Source organism: Naasia sp. (assembly GCF_025465545.1).
GTDB lineage: Bacteria > Actinomycetota > Actinomycetes > Actinomycetales > Microbacteriaceae > Naasia.
On record NZ_JAODMK010000010.1, the window covers coordinates 112,198 to 130,528 of the forward strand.

General features: G+C 70.6%; 16 protein-coding genes. 6 read left to right on the plus strand and 10 right to left on the minus strand.

Features of this window, described 5'->3' with window-relative positions:
* Positions 1–4 precede the first annotated feature (4 nt).
* The gene (locus JWR33_RS02805) at positions 5–991 is read right to left on the minus strand and encodes a COX15/CtaA family protein (protein WP_297409263.1); all 987 of its coding nucleotides are present in this window, start codon (positions 989–991) and stop codon (positions 5–7) included.
* Complete coding sequence (locus tag JWR33_RS02810; protein ID WP_297409369.1) at positions 991–1,911, minus strand: heme o synthase; 921 nt, start codon at positions 1,909–1,911, stop codon at positions 991–993. Before JWR33_RS02810 ends, JWR33_RS02805 begins: the two co-directional genes overlap by 1 nt.
* A 219-nt stretch (positions 1,912–2,130) precedes the next feature.
* On the opposite strand from JWR33_RS02810, the gene tkt reads away from it, so the two are divergent.
* Genes tkt through pgl form a run of 6 tightly spaced genes read left to right on the plus strand, consistent with a single transcriptional unit; the run spans position 2,131 to position 10,323 of the window.
* Complete coding sequence (tkt, locus tag JWR33_RS02815) at positions 2,131–4,224, plus strand: transketolase (RefSeq protein ID WP_297409265.1); 2,094 nt, start codon at positions 2,131–2,133, stop codon at positions 4,222–4,224.
* Positions 4,225–4,265: 41 nt separating this feature from the next.
* Positions 4,266–5,393 carry a transaldolase gene (gene tal, locus JWR33_RS02820; protein WP_297409267.1) on the plus strand — a complete coding sequence of 376 codons (1,128 nt, stop codon included), beginning with the start codon at positions 4,266–4,268 and terminating at the stop codon, positions 5,391–5,393.
* Positions 5,390–7,003: a glucose-6-phosphate isomerase gene (locus JWR33_RS02825; protein WP_297409269.1), complete on the plus strand. Its 1,614-nt coding sequence runs from the start codon at positions 5,390–5,392 to the stop codon at positions 7,001–7,003. The genes tal and JWR33_RS02825 overlap by 4 nt, the downstream gene beginning before the upstream one ends.
* A gap of 34 nt (positions 7,004–7,037) precedes the next feature.
* Positions 7,038–8,576 (plus strand): glucose-6-phosphate dehydrogenase, encoded by a 1,539-nt coding sequence (gene zwf, locus JWR33_RS02830; RefSeq protein WP_297409271.1) that lies wholly within the window; start codon positions 7,038–7,040, stop codon positions 8,574–8,576.
* Positions 8,573–9,556 carry a glucose-6-phosphate dehydrogenase assembly protein OpcA gene (locus tag JWR33_RS02835; RefSeq protein WP_297409273.1) on the plus strand — a complete coding sequence of 328 codons (984 nt, stop codon included), beginning with the start codon at positions 8,573–8,575 and terminating at the stop codon, positions 9,554–9,556. Before zwf ends, JWR33_RS02835 begins: the two co-directional genes overlap by 4 nt.
* A complete protein-coding gene (gene pgl, locus JWR33_RS02840; protein WP_297409275.1) occupies positions 9,553–10,323 on the plus strand; it encodes a 6-phosphogluconolactonase in 771 nt (256 codons plus the stop codon). The genes JWR33_RS02835 and pgl overlap by 4 nt, the downstream gene beginning before the upstream one ends.
* A gap of 69 nt (positions 10,324–10,392) precedes the next feature.
* Here pgl and JWR33_RS02845 read toward each other — a convergent pair whose 3' ends face one another.
* The 8 genes from JWR33_RS02845 to whiA all read right to left on the minus strand — a co-directional run bounded on the left by JWR33_RS02845 (position 10,393) and on the right by whiA (position 18,303).
* On the minus strand, positions 10,393–10,761 hold the full coding sequence (locus JWR33_RS02845; RefSeq protein ID WP_297409277.1) for an RNA polymerase-binding protein RbpA: 369 nt from the start codon (positions 10,759–10,761) through the stop codon (positions 10,393–10,395).
* A 40-nt stretch (positions 10,762–10,801) separates the two neighbouring features.
* The gene (secG, locus tag JWR33_RS02850) at positions 10,802–11,053 is read right to left on the minus strand and encodes a preprotein translocase subunit SecG (RefSeq protein ID WP_297409279.1); all 252 of its coding nucleotides are present in this window, start codon (positions 11,051–11,053) and stop codon (positions 10,802–10,804) included.
* Positions 11,054–11,185: 132 nt separating this feature from the next.
* Positions 11,186–13,138, minus strand: a complete 1,953-nt coding sequence (locus JWR33_RS02855) for a serine/threonine-protein kinase (RefSeq protein ID WP_297409281.1) — start codon at positions 13,136–13,138, stop codon at positions 11,186–11,188.
* Positions 13,139–13,228: 90 nt separating this feature from the next.
* Complete coding sequence (tpiA, locus tag JWR33_RS02860) at positions 13,229–14,023, minus strand: triose-phosphate isomerase (RefSeq protein ID WP_297409283.1); 795 nt, start codon at positions 14,021–14,023, stop codon at positions 13,229–13,231.
* A gap of 81 nt (positions 14,024–14,104) precedes the next feature.
* Positions 14,105–15,310, minus strand: a complete 1,206-nt coding sequence (locus JWR33_RS02865; RefSeq protein WP_297409284.1) for a phosphoglycerate kinase — start codon at positions 15,308–15,310, stop codon at positions 14,105–14,107.
* A 4-nt stretch (positions 15,311–15,314) separates the two neighbouring features.
* Positions 15,315–16,316: a type I glyceraldehyde-3-phosphate dehydrogenase gene (gene gap / locus JWR33_RS02870; RefSeq protein ID WP_297409286.1), complete on the minus strand. Its 1,002-nt coding sequence runs from the start codon at positions 16,314–16,316 to the stop codon at positions 15,315–15,317.
* A gap of 159 nt (positions 16,317–16,475) precedes the next feature.
* A complete protein-coding gene (locus tag JWR33_RS02875; protein ID WP_297409288.1) occupies positions 16,476–17,102 on the minus strand; it encodes a superoxide dismutase in 627 nt (208 codons plus the stop codon).
* Positions 17,103–17,325: 223 nt separating this feature from the next.
* Positions 17,326–18,303: a DNA-binding protein WhiA gene (whiA, locus tag JWR33_RS02880; RefSeq protein WP_297409291.1), complete on the minus strand. Its 978-nt coding sequence runs from the start codon at positions 18,301–18,303 to the stop codon at positions 17,326–17,328.
* Positions 18,304–18,331: the final 28 nt, after the last annotated feature.

Below are 18,331 nucleotides of genomic sequence, written 5' to 3' on the forward strand. Positions count from 1 at the left end.
CGCGTCAGGGGCGGAGGAACCGCTCGCCGGGGGCGGCGGACACCAGCGGGCCGTCCGCCGCGTCGCCGCCGGAGGCCCGGACGGTGCCGAAGAGCCGCGGACTCACGTCGAGGAGCACACGGAGGACGCCCACCCAGACCAGCGCTGCGCCGAGCAGGTGCAGCACGACCAGCACGGCGGGAAGCGCCGAGAGCGCCTGCGCGATGCCGACGAGTCCCTGGGCGAGCAGCACGATCACCAGGGTTCGCACCCGCGCTCGGGCCACGCCCGCTCCGGGATTGCGGGACAGGCGAGCGGAGAGCGCGATCGCGAGCAGCAGGACGGCGACGGCGAGCGTCCCGTGCACCATGCTGACCCACACCCAGTCGAACGGCATGCGCGGCACCTCGGCGGAGTCCCCCGAGTGCGGACCGGAGCCGGTGACGGCGGTGCCTGCTGCGATCAGGGCGAGCGTGACGACGGTGAGCACCTCCGCGAGGCGCCGATCAGCCGAGCCGAGGTCGACGACCTCCGTGGACTGACGTGCCCGGTGCCAGGTGAGCGTCGTGGTGGCGAGGAGCGCCATGGCGAGCACGAAGTGCAGTGCAACGACCCAGGGATTGAGCCCCGTCTGCACGGTGATGCCGCCGGCCACCGCGTTGACCACGACCAGCCAGAACTGTGACCAGGCGAGTCGGGTGAGCGCCCGCCGGCGGGGGCGCTGCAGGCGGGCGGCCAGGATCGCCCAGCCGACCGCAAGGATCAGCACGCCGGTGAGAGCGCGGTTCGTGAACTCGATGAGGCCGTGGATCCCCAGCTCGGGCGTGGTGGTGAGCGAGCCGGAATCGCACGCGGGCCAGGTGGGACAGCCGAGCCCCGAACCGGTGACCCGCACCACTCCCCCGGTGACGACGATCAGCACGCTGACGAGGAGCGCCGCGGTGGTCCCCCAGCGCAGCGCGCGGGGACCGAGGGCGACGCGATCGGCGAGGACCGCGAACGGGGTGCGCATCAGAACGGCAGCAGCGGGTCGATCGCGACCGCCAGGAAGAGCAGCGTGAGGTAGCTGATCGATGCGTGGAACACGCGCATCGGCGCGGGCTCGGCGCCGCGGATGGCGAGCCCGTAGAGGCGGTGCGTCTCGTAGATGAACCAGCCGCCGGACACCGCCGCGATGCCGGTGTAGACGAGTCCCATCGCGGCGACCGGCACGAGCAGCAGCGAGCAGGCCACCGTCGCCCAGGCGTACAGGATCGTCTGCAGGCCCACCGCCTGGCGCGATCGGACCACGGCGAGCATCGGCACGCCGACCGCGGCGTAGTCGTCGCGGTACTTCATGGAGAGTGGCCAGTAGTGCGGCGGCGTCCAGAGGAACACCACCATGAAGAGGATGAAGGGCGCCCACGCCAGCTCGCCGGTGACGGCCGCCCAGCCGATGAGCACCGGGAAGCAGCCCGCGATGCCGCCCCAGATGATGTTCTGCTCGGTGCGGCGCTTGAGCCACAGCGTGTAGACGAAGACGTAGAACAGGATCGCGGCGACCGACAGCATCGCGGCCACCCACGTGGTGAACACCGCGAGCCACACCGTGGACACGACCCCGAGGATCCAGGCGAAGACGAGCGCCTCGCGCGGCGTGACGTCTCCGGTCACCAGCGGACGCCGCCGGGTGCGGTGCATGACGGCATCGATGTCGCGGTCGATGTAGCAGTTGAACGCGTTGGCCGACCCGGCGCTCAGGGCGCCGCCGAGGAGGGTGCCGAGGATCAGCCAGGGATTCGGGATGCCGTTCGCCGCGAGGATCATCACCGGCGCGGTGGTCACGAGCAGCAGCTCGATCACCCTCGGCTTCGTGAGGGCGAGATAGGCCCGCGCCTTGGTCCGGAAACCGACGGGCGGGCGCTTCGCGCCGACCCGGGCCTGACTCTCCACCGCTGTGCTCACCGTTCTCGATTCTACCCGAGGGGCGGACCCCGCCCGGTGCCCCGGCGTCGGCCTCCGCCGGAGAGACCCGCTCCGTCACGGCCGCTGTGGCCGCAGTCGTCACCCGCGGCGGCGGTGTCAAGGCCGGACGCCCCCGGCGGGGGCAACCATATACTTGGACAGGCCGAGAACTGGCCGTACAACTTCATGAAGAAGGGTCTTCCCCTCGTGGCAGATTTTCAATGGGACCCCATTGACGACAAGGCAGTAACGACCGCCCGCATCCTCGCCGCCGACGCGGTGGAGAAGGCCGGCAACGGGCACCCGGGAACGGCCATGAGCCTCGCGCCCGCCGCGTACCTCCTCTTCCAGAAGGTCATGCGCCGCGACCCGAGCGACAACGAGTGGGTGGGCCGGGACCGGTTCGTCCTCTCGGCAGGTCACGCCTCGCTGCTCCAGTACGTTCAGTTCTACCTCGGCGGCTACGGACTAGAGCTCGACGATCTGAAGCAGCTGCGCAAGTGGGGCTCCAAGACTCCGGGCCACCCCGAGTACGGCCACACCGACGGCATCGAGATCACCACCGGCCCGCTGGGCCAGGGCCTCGCCTCGGCCGTCGGCTTCGCCTACGCCGCCCGCTACGAGCGCGGCCTCTTCGACCCTGACACTGCCCCCGGCCAGAGCCCGTTCGACCACTTCATCTACGCGATCGCGGGTGATGGCGACCTCCAGGAGGGCATCACGAGCGAGGCGTCCTCGCTCGCCGGCCATCAGAAGCTCGGCAACCTCATCGCCATCTACGACAGCAACCAGATCTCCATCGAGGACGACACCAACATCGCCTTCACGGAGGATGTCGCGAAGCGCTACGCGGCCTACGACTGGCACGTGCAGACCGTCGACTGGAAGAAGACCGGCGACTACGTCGAGGACGTCCAGGCGCTCTTCGAGGCGATCGAGGCGGCCAAGGCCGCGACGGACAAGCCGTCCCTGATCATCCTGCGGACGATCATCGGCTGGCCGAGCCCGAAGAAGCAGAACACCGGCAAGATCCACGGGTCCGCCCTGGGCGGCGACGAGCTGCGCGCTCTCAAGGAGGTCGTCGGCTTCGACCCCGACGAGACCTTCGTGGTGGCGGACGAGGTGCTCGCCCGCACCCGGGGCGCCGTCGAGCGCGGCCAGGCGCAGCACGCCGAGTGGACAGAGCAGTTCGACGCGTGGGCCTCGGCGAACCCGGAGCGCAAGGCGCTGTTCGATCGCCTGCTCGCGCAGCAGCTCCCCGACGGACTCGAGGACGCCCTGCCCGTCTTCGAGCCGGGCAAGGACGTCTCCACCCGGGCCGCTTCAGGCAAGGTGATCAACGCGATCGCGCCGATCATGCCCGAGTTCTGGGGCGGTTCGGCCGACCTCGCCGAGAGCAACCTGACCACCATCACCTCGGGCAGCTCGTTCGTGCCGAGCGAGTGGTCGACGCATGAGTGGACCGGCGACCCCTACGGTCGCGTGCTGCACTTCGGCATCCGCGAGCACGCCATGGGGGCGATCCTCAACGGCATCGTCCTGCACGGCAACACCCGCCCCTTCGGCGGCACGTTCCTCATCTTCAGCGACTACATGCGCCCCGCGGTGCGCCTCGCCGCCCTGATGAAGGCGCCCACCATCTACGTCTGGACGCACGACTCGGTCGCGCTGGGCGAGGACGGCCCCACCCACCAGCCGATCGAGCAGCTCACCGCGCTCCGCGCCATCCCCGGCCTCGACGTGGTGCGGCCCGCCGACGCCAATGAGACCGCCTGGGCGTGGAAGACGATCCTCGAACGCCGCAACGGTCCCGCCGGCATCGCGCTGAGCCGGCAGAACCTGCCGGTCTTCGCGCGCGGCGAGGGCGAGGCGCAGGGCGACACGTTCGCCCACGCGCGCGGCGTGGCGAAGGGTGCCTACATCCTCGCCGAGGCGCCGGGCGGAGCTCCCGACGTGATCTTCCTGGCGACCGGCTCGGAGGTGCAGATCGCGGTGGCCGCTCGGGAGCAGCTCGCCGGCGACGGCGTCTCGGCCCGGGTGGTGTCCGTCCCGTCCCTGGAGTGGTTCGCCGAGCAGAGCGCCGAGTACCGCGAGCAGGTCCTGCCGGCCGCGGTCAAGGCGCGTGTGTCCATCGAGGCGGGCATCGCGCTCAGCTGGCGCCCGTGGATCGGCGACGCCGGCCGCAGCGTGTCGATCGAGCACTTCGGCGCCTCCGCCGACTATCAGGTCCTGTACGAGAAGTTCGGGCTCACCCGGGAGGCCGCTGTCGCGGCCGCGAAGGAATCGCTGGCCTCGCTCTGAGCGACCGGCGGCACGACGACCATACGAATGAGGGAAGAACGATGACCGACACGGCCCCCAGCACTCCCACCCCCACCGCGGCCCTGTCCGAGGCCGGCGTGAGCATCTGGCTCGACGACCTGTCCCGCGAGCTGCTCGACTCCGGTCGGCTCCAGGAGCTGATCGACACCCGGAACGTGGTGGGCGTCACCACGAACCCGACGATCTTCGCCTCGGCGCTCGCCAAGGGCGAGGCCTACGACGAGCAGGTCCGGGAGCTCGCCGCGGGGGGCGCCGACGTGACCAGCGCGATCTTCGAGATCACGACCGCCGACGTGACCCGCGCCTGCGACGTGTTCCGCCCGATCTACGACACCACCGAGGGCTACGACGGCCGGGTGTCGATCGAGGTCACCCCGGGTGCCGCCCGGGACACCGCGACGACCATCACCGAGGCGAAGGCGCTCTGGGCGAAGGTCGACCGCCCGAACGTGATGATCAAGATCCCCGCCACCAAGGAGGGCCTGCCCGCGATCACGGAGGCGATCGCCAACGGGATCAGCGTCAACGTCACGCTCATCTTCAGCCTGCAGCGCTACGCGGAGGTCATCGCCGCCTACCTCACGGGCCTTGAGCGGGCGTCCGCCGCGGGGATCGACCTCTCCACGATCCACTCGGTCGCGTCCTTCTTCGTGTCCCGGGTGGACGCAGAGATCGACAAGCGGCTCGACGCGATCGGCACGGATGAGGCGAAGGCCCTGAAGAGCAAGGCCGGCATCGCGAACGCGCGGCTCGCCTTCCAGCTCTTCGTCGAGGAGTTCGCCATGGAGCGCGCCCTCGCGCTGCAGGAGAAGGGCGCCAACCGCCAGCGCCCGCTGTGGGCGTCGACGGGCGTGAAGTCGCCCGACCTGCCCGACACCCTCTACGTCGTCGAGCTGACCACCCACGGCGTGGTCAACACGATGCCCGGCAAGACCCTCGAGGCGACCTTCGACCACGCCGAGATCAAGGGCGACACCGTGACCGGCGCCTACGCCGAGTCGAAGCAGACGATCGACGCGGTCGGCGCCCTCGGCATCTCGATCGATGAGGTCACCGAGCAGCTCGAGAACGAGGGCGTCGACAAGTTCGTCGTCTCGTGGACGGAGCTGACCGAGACGGTCACGAGCGCCCTCAAGGGAGCCAAGTGAGCGTCCGGATCCTGGCCGGCGGTGCCGCCCGCGAGGCGATCGACCGCGTGGTCCCCCAGCTCGTCGCGGACAGGGTCGCCTCCGGCATCACCGGTCTCGACCCCGACCTCTGGGGCGAGGCCGCGATCGAGGAGGCGAGCAAGCGGCTCGGCTGGACCGAGGCCGTCGCCGTCTCCCGGCCGCTCGTCGCCGAGATCGTCGCCCTCCGCGAGGAGCTGCGGGCCAAGGGCGTCGAGCACATCGTGCTCGGCGGCATGGGCGGCTCGTCGCTCGCCCCCGAGGTGATCACCCGCACCGGGGGCGTCCCGCTCACCGTGCTGGACTCCACCGACCCGGGCCAGGTGCTCTCCGCTCTGCACGACCGGCTCGAGCAGAGCGCGGTCGTCATCTCGTCGAAGTCGGGCGGCACGGTCGAGACCGACAGCCAGCGCCGCGTCTACGAGAAGGCCTTCCGGGATGCCGGCATCGACCCCCGCGATCGGATCGTCGTCGTGACCGACCCCGGCTCGCCGCTCGACGCCTCGGCGCGCGAGGCGGGCTACCGCGTCTTCAACGCGGACCCGGACGTGGGCGGCCGCTTCTCGGCGCTCACCGCCTTCGGGCTCGTCCCGTCCGGCCTCGCCGGTGCCGACATCGGGCAGCTCCTCGACGAGGCGGAGTCCGAGCTCGTGTACCTCGCGGTGGACCAGGCGGACAACCCGGGACTCGTGCTCGGCGCCGCCTTGGCCGGGACCTCGCCCCTCAAGGACAAGACCGGCATCGTCGCAGACGGCACGCACATCGTCGGCTTCGCGGACTGGGCGGAGCAGCTCATCGCCGAGTCCACCGGCAAGGACGGCAAGGGCCTGCTGCCGGTCGTCCTCGAGACCGGGTCGCCGGAGCTCTCCGAGAACCTGCCCGACCTGCAGATCGTCCGCCTGGTCGGCGAGGCGACCGTCAGCAGGCACACCGAGCACCTCGCGGCCGGCGAGATCGTGATCAGCGGCAGCCTCGGTGAGCTGCTCCTCGTCTGGGAGTACGCGATCGCCGTCGCCGGACGCCTCCTCGGCATCAACCCGTTCGACCAGCCCGACGTGGAGTCCGCGAAGATCGCCGCCCGCGGGCTTCTCGATGCTCGCCCGGAGCCCACTCCCCCGGTGTTCACCGAGGGCGGGGTCGAGGTGCGGGGCACGGACGACGTGCTCGGCGGAGTCACCGACCTCCGCGGCGCCGTCGAGGCGCTCCTGTCGAAGCTCGGACCGGACGGGTACGTGTCCATCCAGGCCTACGTGAACCGTCTGGCGCTCCCGCGCCTGGTCGAGACGCGAGACTTCGTCGCCACCGCCTCCCGGCGCCCGGTGACCTTCGGCTGGGGACCCCGGTTCCTGCACTCCACCGGCCAGTACCACAAGGGCGGACCCGCGACCGGGGTGTTCCTGCAGATCACCGCGGACGCACCCACCGACCTGGCGATCCCCGATCGGCCGTTCACCTTCGGCCAGCTGATCCAGGCCCAGGCCACCGGGGACGCCACCGTGCTCGCCGAGCACGGCCGGCCTGTCCTCCGCCTCAACCTGACGTCCGACGCGGCAACGACGGCGCTGTTCGACGCACTCCGCCCTCGAGCCTGACGGGCTCTGCCCGTCCACCGTCAAGGAGTCGTTAATGCCGGTAGCCATCACACCGGACTACAACCCGCTGCGCCTGCCCACCGATCGCCGACTGAACCGCATCGCCGGTCCGAGCGGCCTGATCATCTTCGGCGTCACTGGGGACCTGTCCCGCAAGAAGCTCATGCCCGCGGTCTACGACCTCGCGAACCGGGGGCTGCTGCCTCCGGGGTTCGCTCTCGTCGGCTTCGCCCGCCGGGACTGGGAGGACCAGGACTTCGAGAAGATCGTCTACGACGCCGTCCGGCAGTACTCCCGCACGCCCTTCGATGAGGACGTCTGGCGGCAGCTCGCGCAGGGCATCCGGTTCGTCTCGGGGACCTTCGACGACGACGCCGCATTCGACGAGCTGAAGCGGACGATCACGGCCCTCGATCGGGAACGCGGCACCAAGGGCAACCACGCGTTCTATCTGTCGATCCCGCCCAAGTCGTTCCCGGTGGTCACCGAGCAGCTCCGGCGGTCCGGACTCGCGGAGCCCACCGAGGGATCGTGGCGCCGGGTGGTCATCGAGAAGCCCTTCGGCAGCGACCTGAAGACGGCCCGCGAGCTGAACGCAGTCGTGGAGAGCGTGTTCCCCGCCGACTCGGTGTTCCGCATCGACCACTACCTCGGCAAGGAGACGGTCCAGAACATCCTGGCCCTGCGCTTCGCCAACCAGCTCTACGAGCCGATCTGGAACGCCAACTACGTCGACCACGTGCAGATCACGATGGCCGAGGACATCGGGGTGGGCGGCCGCGCCGGGTACTACGACGGCATCGGCGCCGCGCGCGACGTGATCCAGAACCACCTGCTGCAGCTCCTGGCCCTCACCGCGATGGAGGAGCCGGTGTCCTTCGACGCGAGGGACCTGCGCGCCGAGAAGGAGAAGGTGCTCTCCGCGATCCGGCTGCCCGAGGACCTCGCGCACTCCACCGCTCGCGGGCAGTACTCCGGCGGGTGGCAGGGCGGCGAGAAGGTCGTCGGCTTCCTCGAGGAGGAGGGCATGAACCCCGAGTCCGTCACCGAGACCTATGCGGCGATGCGGCTCGACATCAACACCCGACGCTGGTCCGGGGTGCCTTTCTACCTCCGTGCCGGCAAGCGACTGGGCCGCCGGGTGACCGAGATCGCCGTGGTGTTCAAGCGGGCGCCGCAGTACCTGTTCGAGGCCAGCCAGACCTCGGCACTGGGCCAGAACGCGATCGTCATCCGCGTGCAGCCCGACGAGGGCGTCACCATCCGCTCCGGCTCCAAGGTGCCGGGCGCCGGGATGCAGGTGCGCGACGTGACGATGGACTTCGGCTACGGGCACGCCTTCACCGAGGCGAGCCCCGAGGCGTACGAGCGACTCATCCTCGACGTGCTTCTCGGCGAACCGCCGCTCTTCCCCCGGCACCAGGAGGTCGAGCTCTCCTGGAAGATCCTCGACCCGGTCGAGGAGTTCTGGTCCACGCAGGGCCAGCCCGAGCAGTACCGTCCCGGCACCTGGGGTCCGGCCTCCGCCGACGCCCTGATGGAGCGCGACGGCCGGACCTGGAGACGCCCGTGATCGTCGATCTGCCCAACACCAGCACCGCCGGGATCTCCAAGGCGCTCGTCAAGATCCGCGAGGAGGGCGGCGCGGTCGCGCTCGGCCGCGTGCTGACTCTCGTGATCTCCACCGAGATCGGGCATGAGGAGGAGGCCATCGAGGCCGCCAACGACGCGTCCCGCGAGCACCCGATGCGCGTGATCGTCGTCGCCCACGACGACGCGTCCCGGGCCGAGACGGAGGCGAGGATCGACGGGCAGATCCGGGTCGGCGGGGACGCCGGCGCGAGCGAGGTCGTCCTGCTGCGCGCCTTCGGCGGCGCGGCGACCGACGAGGAGAGCCTCGTCACCGGTCTCCTGCTCCCCGACGCCCCTGTCGTGGCCTGGTGGCCGGGGCTCGCGCCCGAGATCGTGTCCGATTCCCCCATCGGCCGCATCGCGCAGCGCCGGATCACCGACTCGTCGACCCAGCCCAGCCCGCTGGAGTTCCTCCGTCACCTGTCGAGCACCTACACGCCAGGCGACACCGACTTCGCCTGGACGCGCCTGACCCTGTGGCGGGCTCAGCTCGCCGCAGTGCTGGACCAGCCGCCGTACGAGCCGGTCATCGGAGTCGAGGTGCAGGGTGCCGAGGACTCCCCCTCGACCGCGCTGCTCGCCGCCTGGCTGGGCCTCCAGCTCGACGTGCCGGTCAGTCACGAGGTCTCCACCCGGGCGACCGGCTCGAGCGGCATCCACGGGGTGCGCATGGTTCGCCGCTCCGGCATCATCGAGCTGGACCGGCCGGAGGGCAACCTCGCGACCCTGGTGCAGCCCGGACAGCCGACGCACGACGTGTCGCTCCCCCGTCGCAGCCTCCGCGACTGCCTCGCCGAGGAGCTGCGCCGGTTGGACCCCGACGACCTCTATGGCGACGTCATCCGTCGCGGTCTCCCCCGCCTGCAGGGCCCGGTGGGGATCGATGCTACTGTGACCGCACCGTCGAAGGGACAAGCGTGACCAACGAGCGCCGAGTGATCATCCACCCGGACACCGACTCGCTGGCCGGATCCGTCGCCGCCCGGTTCATCACCAAGGTCGTCGACCTCCTCGCCGAGAACGAAGAGGCGAACATCGTCCTCACTGGCGGCACGATGGGCGCCGCCACCCAGACGGCCATCCGCGACTCGTCCGCCCGCGACACCGTGGACTGGTCCCGGGTGCACTTCTGGTGGGGCGACGAGCGCTTCCTGCCCGCGGGGCACGCCGACCGCAACGACGTGCAGGCGCGCGAGGCCCTGCTCGACGCTCTCGCCATCCCCGAGTCGAACATCCACCCGTTCCCGGCCAGCGACGTGATCCCCGACATCTCCGAGGCCGCCGCGGCATACGCCTACGAGCTGGTGCTGGCCGCCCCTGAGGGCGCGCGCGTCCCCCGGTTCGACATCACCTTCCTCGGCGTGGGACCCGACGGGCATGTCGCCTCCCTCTTCCCCGAGCGCGAGGTGCACCGCATCCAGGAGCGGATGGTCGTCCCGGTCCGCGAGGCGCCGAAGCCTCCGCCCGAGCGCCTCAGCCTCACGCTTCCGGCCATCAACTCCTCCGACCGGGTGTGGATGGTCCTGTCGGGTGCCGACAAGGCCCCCGCCCTGGGACTCGCCCTGGCCGGCGCAAGCCCGAACGAGGTGCCCGTCGCCGGCGTGATGGGACGCAAGCGCACGGTGTTCTTCGTCGACAAGGCGGCGGCCGCGGACGTGCCGGAGAACCTGATCGCCAGCACCTACTGACCGCGCACCGCTCGGACCGACGAGAAGAGCCCCTGACCAGCGCTGGTCAGGGGCTCTTCCGTTGCTCGGTCAGCTCTGGGCGGGGATCTTCCCTCGCCGGATGCGGAGCTGGGTGAGAGCCTCCTCGAGGAGCTCGGCCGCTTCCTGCTCGGTGCGGCGCTCCTTCACGTAGGCGAGGTGCGTCTTGTACGGCTCCGCCTTGCTCACCGCGGGCGGGTTGGCCTGATCCCGGCCTGCGGGCAGGCCGGAGGACGGGGAGTCGATGACCTCGGGGATCTCGTCGTCGGGGAGGTTCGCCGCGAAGTGGCGAACCGTCTCGTTGCCGAGCGCGTCCCAGTAGGAGACGGCGATCCGGTCGGCGTGGAAGCCGTGGTCCTGCTCGCCCATGGGCCCTGCGCCGACGCGTGAGCCGCGAATTGCGCTGCCGCCTGATGCCACTTGATCCTCGTTTCGTGCTGTGGTGGGAAGGGCGAGGGCGTCAGGCGCCGACGTCGAAGCGAGTGATGAGGCCGAGCACCACGATGCACGCGACCCAGAGCAGGCCGAGGATGACCGTGATGCGGTTGAGGTTGCGCTCCGCAACGCCGGAGGCGCCCAGGTTGCTCGTGACGCCGCCGCCGAACATGTCGGACAGGCCGCCGCCGCGACCGCGGTGCAGCAGGATGAGCATGGTCAGCAGAAGGCTGGTGATGCCGAGCACCACCTGCAGCACGACCGCGAGGATCTCCACGCATTGCCTTTCGTCAAGTGCCCGATCTCCGGGCCGAAGACGAGTATAAGCGCTTACCCGCTCTGAGGCCCCGGCGCAGCCGCGGGCGCGGCGGAGAAGCGGCCGTCGGAACCCGTGACGAGCGCCCGAGGATCAGCGGTCGACGCTGCTGATCACGGTCGAGTCGGAGATCTTCAGCACGCCGTCCTCCTCGACGAGCACGAACGAGGTCACCTCCTCGGTGACGCTGCCGTCGTCGTACGTGTACACGAGCGTCGCCTGCGCCTCGCCCGGGACGGAGGCGGTGACGTCTTCCGCGTCCACCTGGTCGACCGGCGCCCAGAACGCCTCGTAGGCATCCCTGCCGCCCGCGTGGTTCTCCTGGTAGTCCGCCGTCATCAGCGGCCAGGCGGCGGCGGTGTCGTCCGGCACCAGGCTGTAGTAGTCCTCGATGGCAGCCACCAGGTCGTCCTCGCTGTCGACCGACGGGGCCTCGCCGTCGCCCGGCGGCGGCGGCGAGGACGGCTCTGTGGAGGGCGCGGAAGTGGTGGGCGCCGGAGGCGGCGGCGAGCTCGGCTGAGGAGAGCGGGTCTCCGGGTCGGGGGTGGCGGAACTCTGGGCCGGTGTCGACGGTGCGGAGGAGGGAGTGCCGCCCGCCGTGTCGGGGCGGGCGTCCGACGGCTGCCCCAACGGGCCGCGGATCAGGGAGGTCAGCAGGATCGCCGCGAGGGCCAGCACCGCGAGCACGACGAGCAGGAGGGCGAGCCTCCTCCTGTCCGGCCGCTCCCCCGGCTCTCCGTCGTCGGGAACCGGCGGCGAGGGGGGTGCGGTCCGCGCGGGTGCCGCCTGAGCGCTGTCCGGCACCCGCGGAGCTGCGGCGGCGACGGCGGCGACAGACCCGGCGGCCGGGACGGCGACGGGACGGGTCGACGGCGCCGTAGGCACCGAAGCCACGGGCGCGGGAGGGGCAGGCGGGGCAGTCATGCCCTGGGTTGCGCCGAGGGCGGCAGTGTCGACGGCGAGCGGCGCAGCCACCTCCTCTTCCGCGAGCGGCCGGTCCTCCTCCTCCTCCTCCTCCTCCTCGCCGTGCGCCTCAGCCGCGGGTTCCTCCGGAAGCTCGTGGCCGACGGGTTCGACAGGGGCCGGCTCCCTGTGCGCCGGCTCCTCCACGAGCGACTCCGCGGCCACCGGAGGAAGGATCGCGGTGGCCGGCTCAGCTTCCCACGGCGGCACGACCGGGGGCAGCACCGGAGGCGGCGCGACCGGCAGGAGCGCGGTCTTCTCCGACTCCCGCTCGAGCGCAGCGAGGCGCTTGGTCACCTTCTTCATGTCCGGCCGGGCCTGCGGGTCCGAGGCGAGCATCTCGAGGATCAGCGCCGACAGCGCTCCCCCGTGCTGCGGCGGCGCGAAGGCGCCGGAGGCGACCTTGTGCAGCAGGGCGATGGAGTTGTTGTCCATCCCGAACGGCGGCTGGCCCTCCACCGCCGCGTAGAGCGTCGATCCGAGCGAGAAGACGTCGGAGGAGAAGCCGGACTCGGCACCTCGCGCCACCTCGGGCGCGAGGTAGGCGGGAGTGCCGTGGACCAGTCCCGTGGAGGTGAGCGTCGCGTCACCGAGCGCGTGGGAGATGCCGAAGTCGCTGATCATCGCGGAGCCGTCCTCGGCGATCAGGATGTTGCCGGGCTTCACGTCGCGATGCACGATGCCGAGCTTGTGTGCCGCCGCGAGGGCGGAGGCGATCTGGCCGCCGATCCTCGCCGCGTCGTGCGGCGAGAGCCGCCCGTCGTCGCGGAGGACGTCGGAGAGCGTCCGGGACGGCACGAACTGCATGATCAGGCACGGTCGGCCCTCGTGCTCGATGGCGTCGAACACCGGCACCGCGTGCGGGTGGTGCAGCCGAGCGGTGATCCGCGCCTCGCGCATCGCGCGGTTCTTGGCGAGCTCCGCCTCGTCCTCCGGCACGCCCACCTCGGTGCGCAGCTCCTTGACCGCGACCGGGCGCTGGAGGAGCTCGTCCCAGGCCTCCCAGACGACGCCCATTCCACCGGTGGCGATGAGGCGCACGAGGCGGTAGCGACCGGCGAGGATCGCCTGGGGCTTGCTCACGGACCTCTCCTCTTCGCCGGCGGGCGGATCGAGCCTACGTCCGCGTGCGGGATGCGGCTCAGGCCTTGACCTGGCCGCATCCGCTCGGGGTCAGGCGCCGACGTGCTTGAGGAAGCGGGCGATGCTCGAGAACTCCTTGAGGTCGAGGCTCGCCCCGCCGACCAGGGCGCCATCGACGTCCGGCTCCCGCAGGAAGCCGGCGATGTTGGATGCCTTGACGGATCCGCCGTAGAGCACTCGGGTGGCCTCCGCCGCTTCGGGCGAGAGCACCTCGGCGAGCAGCGAGCGCAGTGCGGCTGCCACCTGCTGGGCCTGCTCGGGAGTCGCGGCCTGTCCCGACCCGATGGCCCAGACCGGCTCGTAGGCGACGACGATCTCGGCATCCGCCGGCACGCCGGCGAGGGCGGTGCGCAGCTGCGCGACCGGCACGGCGCTGGGCCCGAACTCCTCCAGGTCCGCCGCGGTCTCGCCGACGCAGACAACCGGGACGAGCTTGTGCCGCAGTGCCGCTGCGACCTTTGCGGCGACGATCTCGTCGGTCTCGCCGTGGTTGACGCGCCGCTCGGAGTGGCCGATGAGCACGTACCTGGCCTCGAGGGCGGCGAGGAACGCGCCCGAGATCTCCCCGGTGTACGCTCCCGAGTCGTGCTGGGAGAGGTCCTGGCCGCCGAAGGCCAGCTCGTACTTGTCGGCCGAGATCAGCGTCTGCACCGAGCGCAGATCGGTGAACGGCGGGAAGATCGCGACCTCGGTGGTGCGGTAGTCGTGCCCCGCGTCCTTCAGCGTCCACGCGAGTTTCTGCACGAACGCGATCGACTGGAGGTGGTCCAGGTTCATCTTCCAGTTGCCGGCGATCAACGGCACACGCCCGGTCACTGCTGCCATCTCGCACTGCCCTCCAGGACGCCCACGCGCCCAGCTACTGCTGCCATCTCGCACTGCCCTCCAGGACGCCCACGCGCCCGGCTACTGCTGCCATCCGAGGATCTCCAGACCGGGCAGCTTCTTGCCCTCCAGGAACTCCAGGCTGGCGCCGCCACCCGTGGAGATGTGACCGAACTGCTCGTCATCGAACCCGAGGGCGCGGACGGCGGCTGCCGAGTCGCCGCCGCCGACGACGGAGAGCCCGTCGACGCGGGTCAGCGCATCGGCGACCGTCCGGGTTCCCTCGGCGAAGGCGGGGAACTCGAAGACGCCCATCGGTCCGTTCCAGAAGACGGTCTTCGACGACGAGATGATCTCGGCGAACCGGGCCGCCGTCTCGGGACCGATGTCCAGGCCGATGCCGTCCGCGCCGAACGGGGTGGCCTCGATCGCGTCGATGGCGGTGGTCTGGTGCTGCGCGTCCGCGGAGAACGATGCGGCCACGACGACGTCGGTCGGCAGCACGATGTCCACCCCGAGCCTCTCGGCACGGTCCAGATACTCGCGGACGATGTCGAGCTGGTCCTGCTCGAGGAGGCTCTTGCCCACCGGGTGACCCTGCGCGGCGAGGAAGGTGAACAGCATGCCCCCGCCGATCAGGAGCGAGTCGACGCGGGGAAGCAGATGGTCGATGACCCCGAGCTTGTCGCTGACCTTCGAGCCGCCGAGGACCACCGTGTACGGCTTCTCCGGCTTCTCGGTGAGCTGCTCCAGCACGTCGAGCTCGTCGGCGATCAGCGTGCCGGCGGCGCTCGGCAGCGCCTTCGCCAGCTCGTAGACGCTCGCCTGTTTGCGGTGCACGACGCCGAAGCCGTCGGACACGAACACCTCGCCGAACTGGGCGAGCTCCCGGGCGTAGGCCTGACGCTCGCCCTCGTCCTTGCTGGTCTCCCGGGGGTCGAACCGAAGGTTCTCCAGCAGTCGGACCTCGCCGTCCCCGAGGTCCTTCGACGTCTTGGCGGCCGGGACGCTGTCGAACTGCACTTCCATGCCGAGGAGCTCACCGAGACGCTGCGCGACCGGCGCGAGGCTGTACTTCGCCTGCGGCGCCCCGTCAGGACGGCCGAGGTGGGAGATCACCGTCACGCGTGCGTTCTCGTCGAGCAGCTCGGAGATGGTTGCCAGGGAGGCGCGGATGCGGCCGTCGTCGGTGATCTCGCCGTCCTTCAGGGGGACGTTGAGGTCACACCGGACGACGACCGCCCTGCCCCCGAGGGAGCCGAGCGTGTCGAGGGTGCGGAACACCATCGGGTCAGAGCCGCGCGGCGACGTACTCGGTGAGGTCGACGAGGCGGTTCGAGTAGCCCCACTCGTTGTCGTACCACGCCGAGAGCTTCACCTGGTTGCCGAGCACCCGGGTGAGGCCGGAGTCGAAGATCGACGAGTGCGGGTCGCTCACGATGTCGGAGGACACGATCTCGTCCTCGGTGTACTTGAGGATGCCCTTGAGGTAGCCCTCGGCAGCCTCCTTGTAGGCAGCCTTGATCTCGTCGACGCTCGCCGTCCTGGTGGCGGTCACGGTGAGGTCGGTGATCGATCCGGTGGGGACCGGTACGCGCAGCGCGAAGCCATCCAGCTTGCCCTTCAGCTCGGGCAGCACCAGACCGATCGCCTTGGCGGCGCCGGTGGAGGTCGGCACGATGTTGACCGCGGCCGCGCGCGCCCGGCGGAGGTCGGAGTGCGGGCCGTCCTGCAGGTTCTGGTCCGCGGTGTACGCGTGCACCGTCGTCATCAGGCCGCGCTCGATGCCGAAGGTGTCGTGGAAGACCTTGGCGAGCGGCGCGAGGCAGTTGGTGGTGCAGGAGGCGTTCGAGATGATGTGGTGGTTCTCGGGGTCGTAGTCCTCGTGGTTGACGCCCATCACGAAGGTCGCGTCCTCGCCCTTGGCGGGAGCCGAGATCAGCACCTTCTTGGCGCCGGCCGCGATGTGCTTTCCCGCGTCGGCGGCGTCGGTGAACCGGCCGGTCGACTCGATGACGATGTCGACGCCCAGGTCGCCCCAGCCGAGGGCGGCAGGGTCGCGCTGCTCGAGGACCTTGATGGCCTTGCCGCCGACGACGATGGAGTCGCCCTCGAGGGTGACCTCGGCAGCCAGGCGCCCGGTGATGGAGTCGTACTTCAGCAGGTGCGCGAGAGCACGGTTGTCGGTGAGGTCGTTCACCGCGACGATCTCCAGTTCACTGCCCTTGGCGAGGGCGGCGCGGAAGTAATTGCGGCCGATGCGACCGAAGCCATTGATGCCGACACGAACCAACGAAGATCTCCTGACAACGGGGCGTCCGTGGACGCCGGTGGGGTTATCCGTGGCGGGCGGACCCGCCGTTCAAGGGTCTCGGCGGGCCCGAAGGGGCGCCGAGTGAGGGTCTCGGCGGGACCATCCATGCAGGACAGACCCGCCGAGACGAGCCTATCGCTAGGGAAGGAGCAGCAATCTGCGAGCGTTCGAGCGGGCGGCCTCGAGGCGCTGCTGCACGTTCGCCCAGTCGACCACGTTCCACCAGGCCTTCACGTAGTCGGGTCGCACGTTCTTGTAGTCGAGGTAGTACGCGTGCTCCCACACGTCCAGCATGAGCAGCGGGACGCTCAGCGCCGGGATGTTGTCCTGCTGGTTGAAGAGCTGCTCGATGACGAGGTTGCCGCCGATGGTGTCGTAGGCGAGGAGGGCCCAGCCGGACCCCTGAACGCCGATCGCCGCGGCGGTGAAGTGCGCCTGGAACTTGTCGAACGATCCGAACGACTCGTCGAGCGCGGCAGCGAGCTCACCGGTGGGCCGGTCGCCGCCGTCGGGCGACATGTTGGTCCAGAAGATCGAGTGGTTGACGTGCCCGCCCAGGTTGAAGGCCAGGTCCTTCTGCAGCTTGTTCAGGTTGGCGAGATTGCCGCTCTCGCGGGCCTCCGCCATCTGGGCCAGCGCCGTGTTGGCGCCCGTGACGTAGGTCTGGTGGTGCTTGCTGTGGTGCAGCTCCATGATCGTGGCGCTGATGTGCGGCTCCAGCGCTCCGTAGTCGTACCCCAGATCGGGAAGGGTGTACTCAGCCATATCCAGTTGTCTCCTCTCGTGGCCCCGGGGGCCACCCAGAAGGCGCCTCTCCGGGTCGTTCCCAGTGTAGAACTGGGCGCCGGATGCGCTATTCCCGAGAATCGACCGGGAGGATCCTCCCAGGGTCAGGGGGCGCGTCCCGCTGCTCATCGAGCGCGCCTCGAGGCGCCGAGCGCGCTACGTGTACGGGGCGCGCTCGGCGTCCCGGGGCGCACTCGGCGGATCAGTCGTCGAGATCCGGGGGGAGGTTCGCGTCCGTGCCCGGGACGCCCAGCTCGACGGCGCGCTTGTCGGCCATCGCGAGCAGGCGGCGGATGCGGCCGGCGACCGCGTCCTTGGTCATGGGCGGGTCGGCGAAGTGGCCGAGCTCGTCGAGGCTCGCGTCGCGGTGCGCCAGCCGGAGCCGGCCGGCGTACTGCAGGTGGTCCGGGATGCCGTCCCCGAGGATCTCCAGGGCCCGCTCGACCCGGGCACAGGCGGCGACGGCGGCCTGGGCGGAGCGGCGCAGGTTCGCGTCGTCGAAGTTGACGAGTCGGTTGGCGGTGGCGCGGACCTCCCGGCGCTGCCGGAGGTCCTCCCAGTTCTGCCGGGTCTCGGTCGCGCCCATCCGCTCGAGCATGTCGCCGATGGCCTCGCCGTCGCGGATGACCACCCGGTGCACCCCGCGCACCTCGCGGGCCTTCGCAGAGACGCTGAGCCTGCCCGCCGCGCCGACGAGCGCCATGGCGGTCTCGTTGCCGGGGCAGGTGACTTCGAGGGCCGCAGAGCGGCCAGGGTCGGTGAGGGTGCCGCGGGCGAGGAATGCGCCGCGCCAGATGGCGGAGAGGTCCTCGATGGAACCGGTGGTGAGGCGATTCGGCAGGCCCCGGATCGGCCGGCGACGGGCGTCCAGGAGGCCGGTCTGCCGGGCCAGGGTCTCCCCGCCTTCGATGACGCGCACCACATAGGTGTTGGTCCGGCGGACTCCGGAGGCGGAGATCACGGCCACGTCTCCGCGCACGCCGTAGAGCTCGGCCAGGTCCTTGCGGACGCGCCGGGCGACCTGCGGGGAGTCCAGCTCGGACTCGACCGCGATGCGTCCCGAGATCAGGTGCAGGCCACCGGCGAAGCGCAGGATGGTGGCCAACTCAGCCGCGCGGACCGTCGTCTTGCCGACCTCGATCTTCGCGAGCTCGTCCTTCACATCCGCGGTCAGTGCCAAGTCCCTCGTCCTCCACCCATCTCCCCAG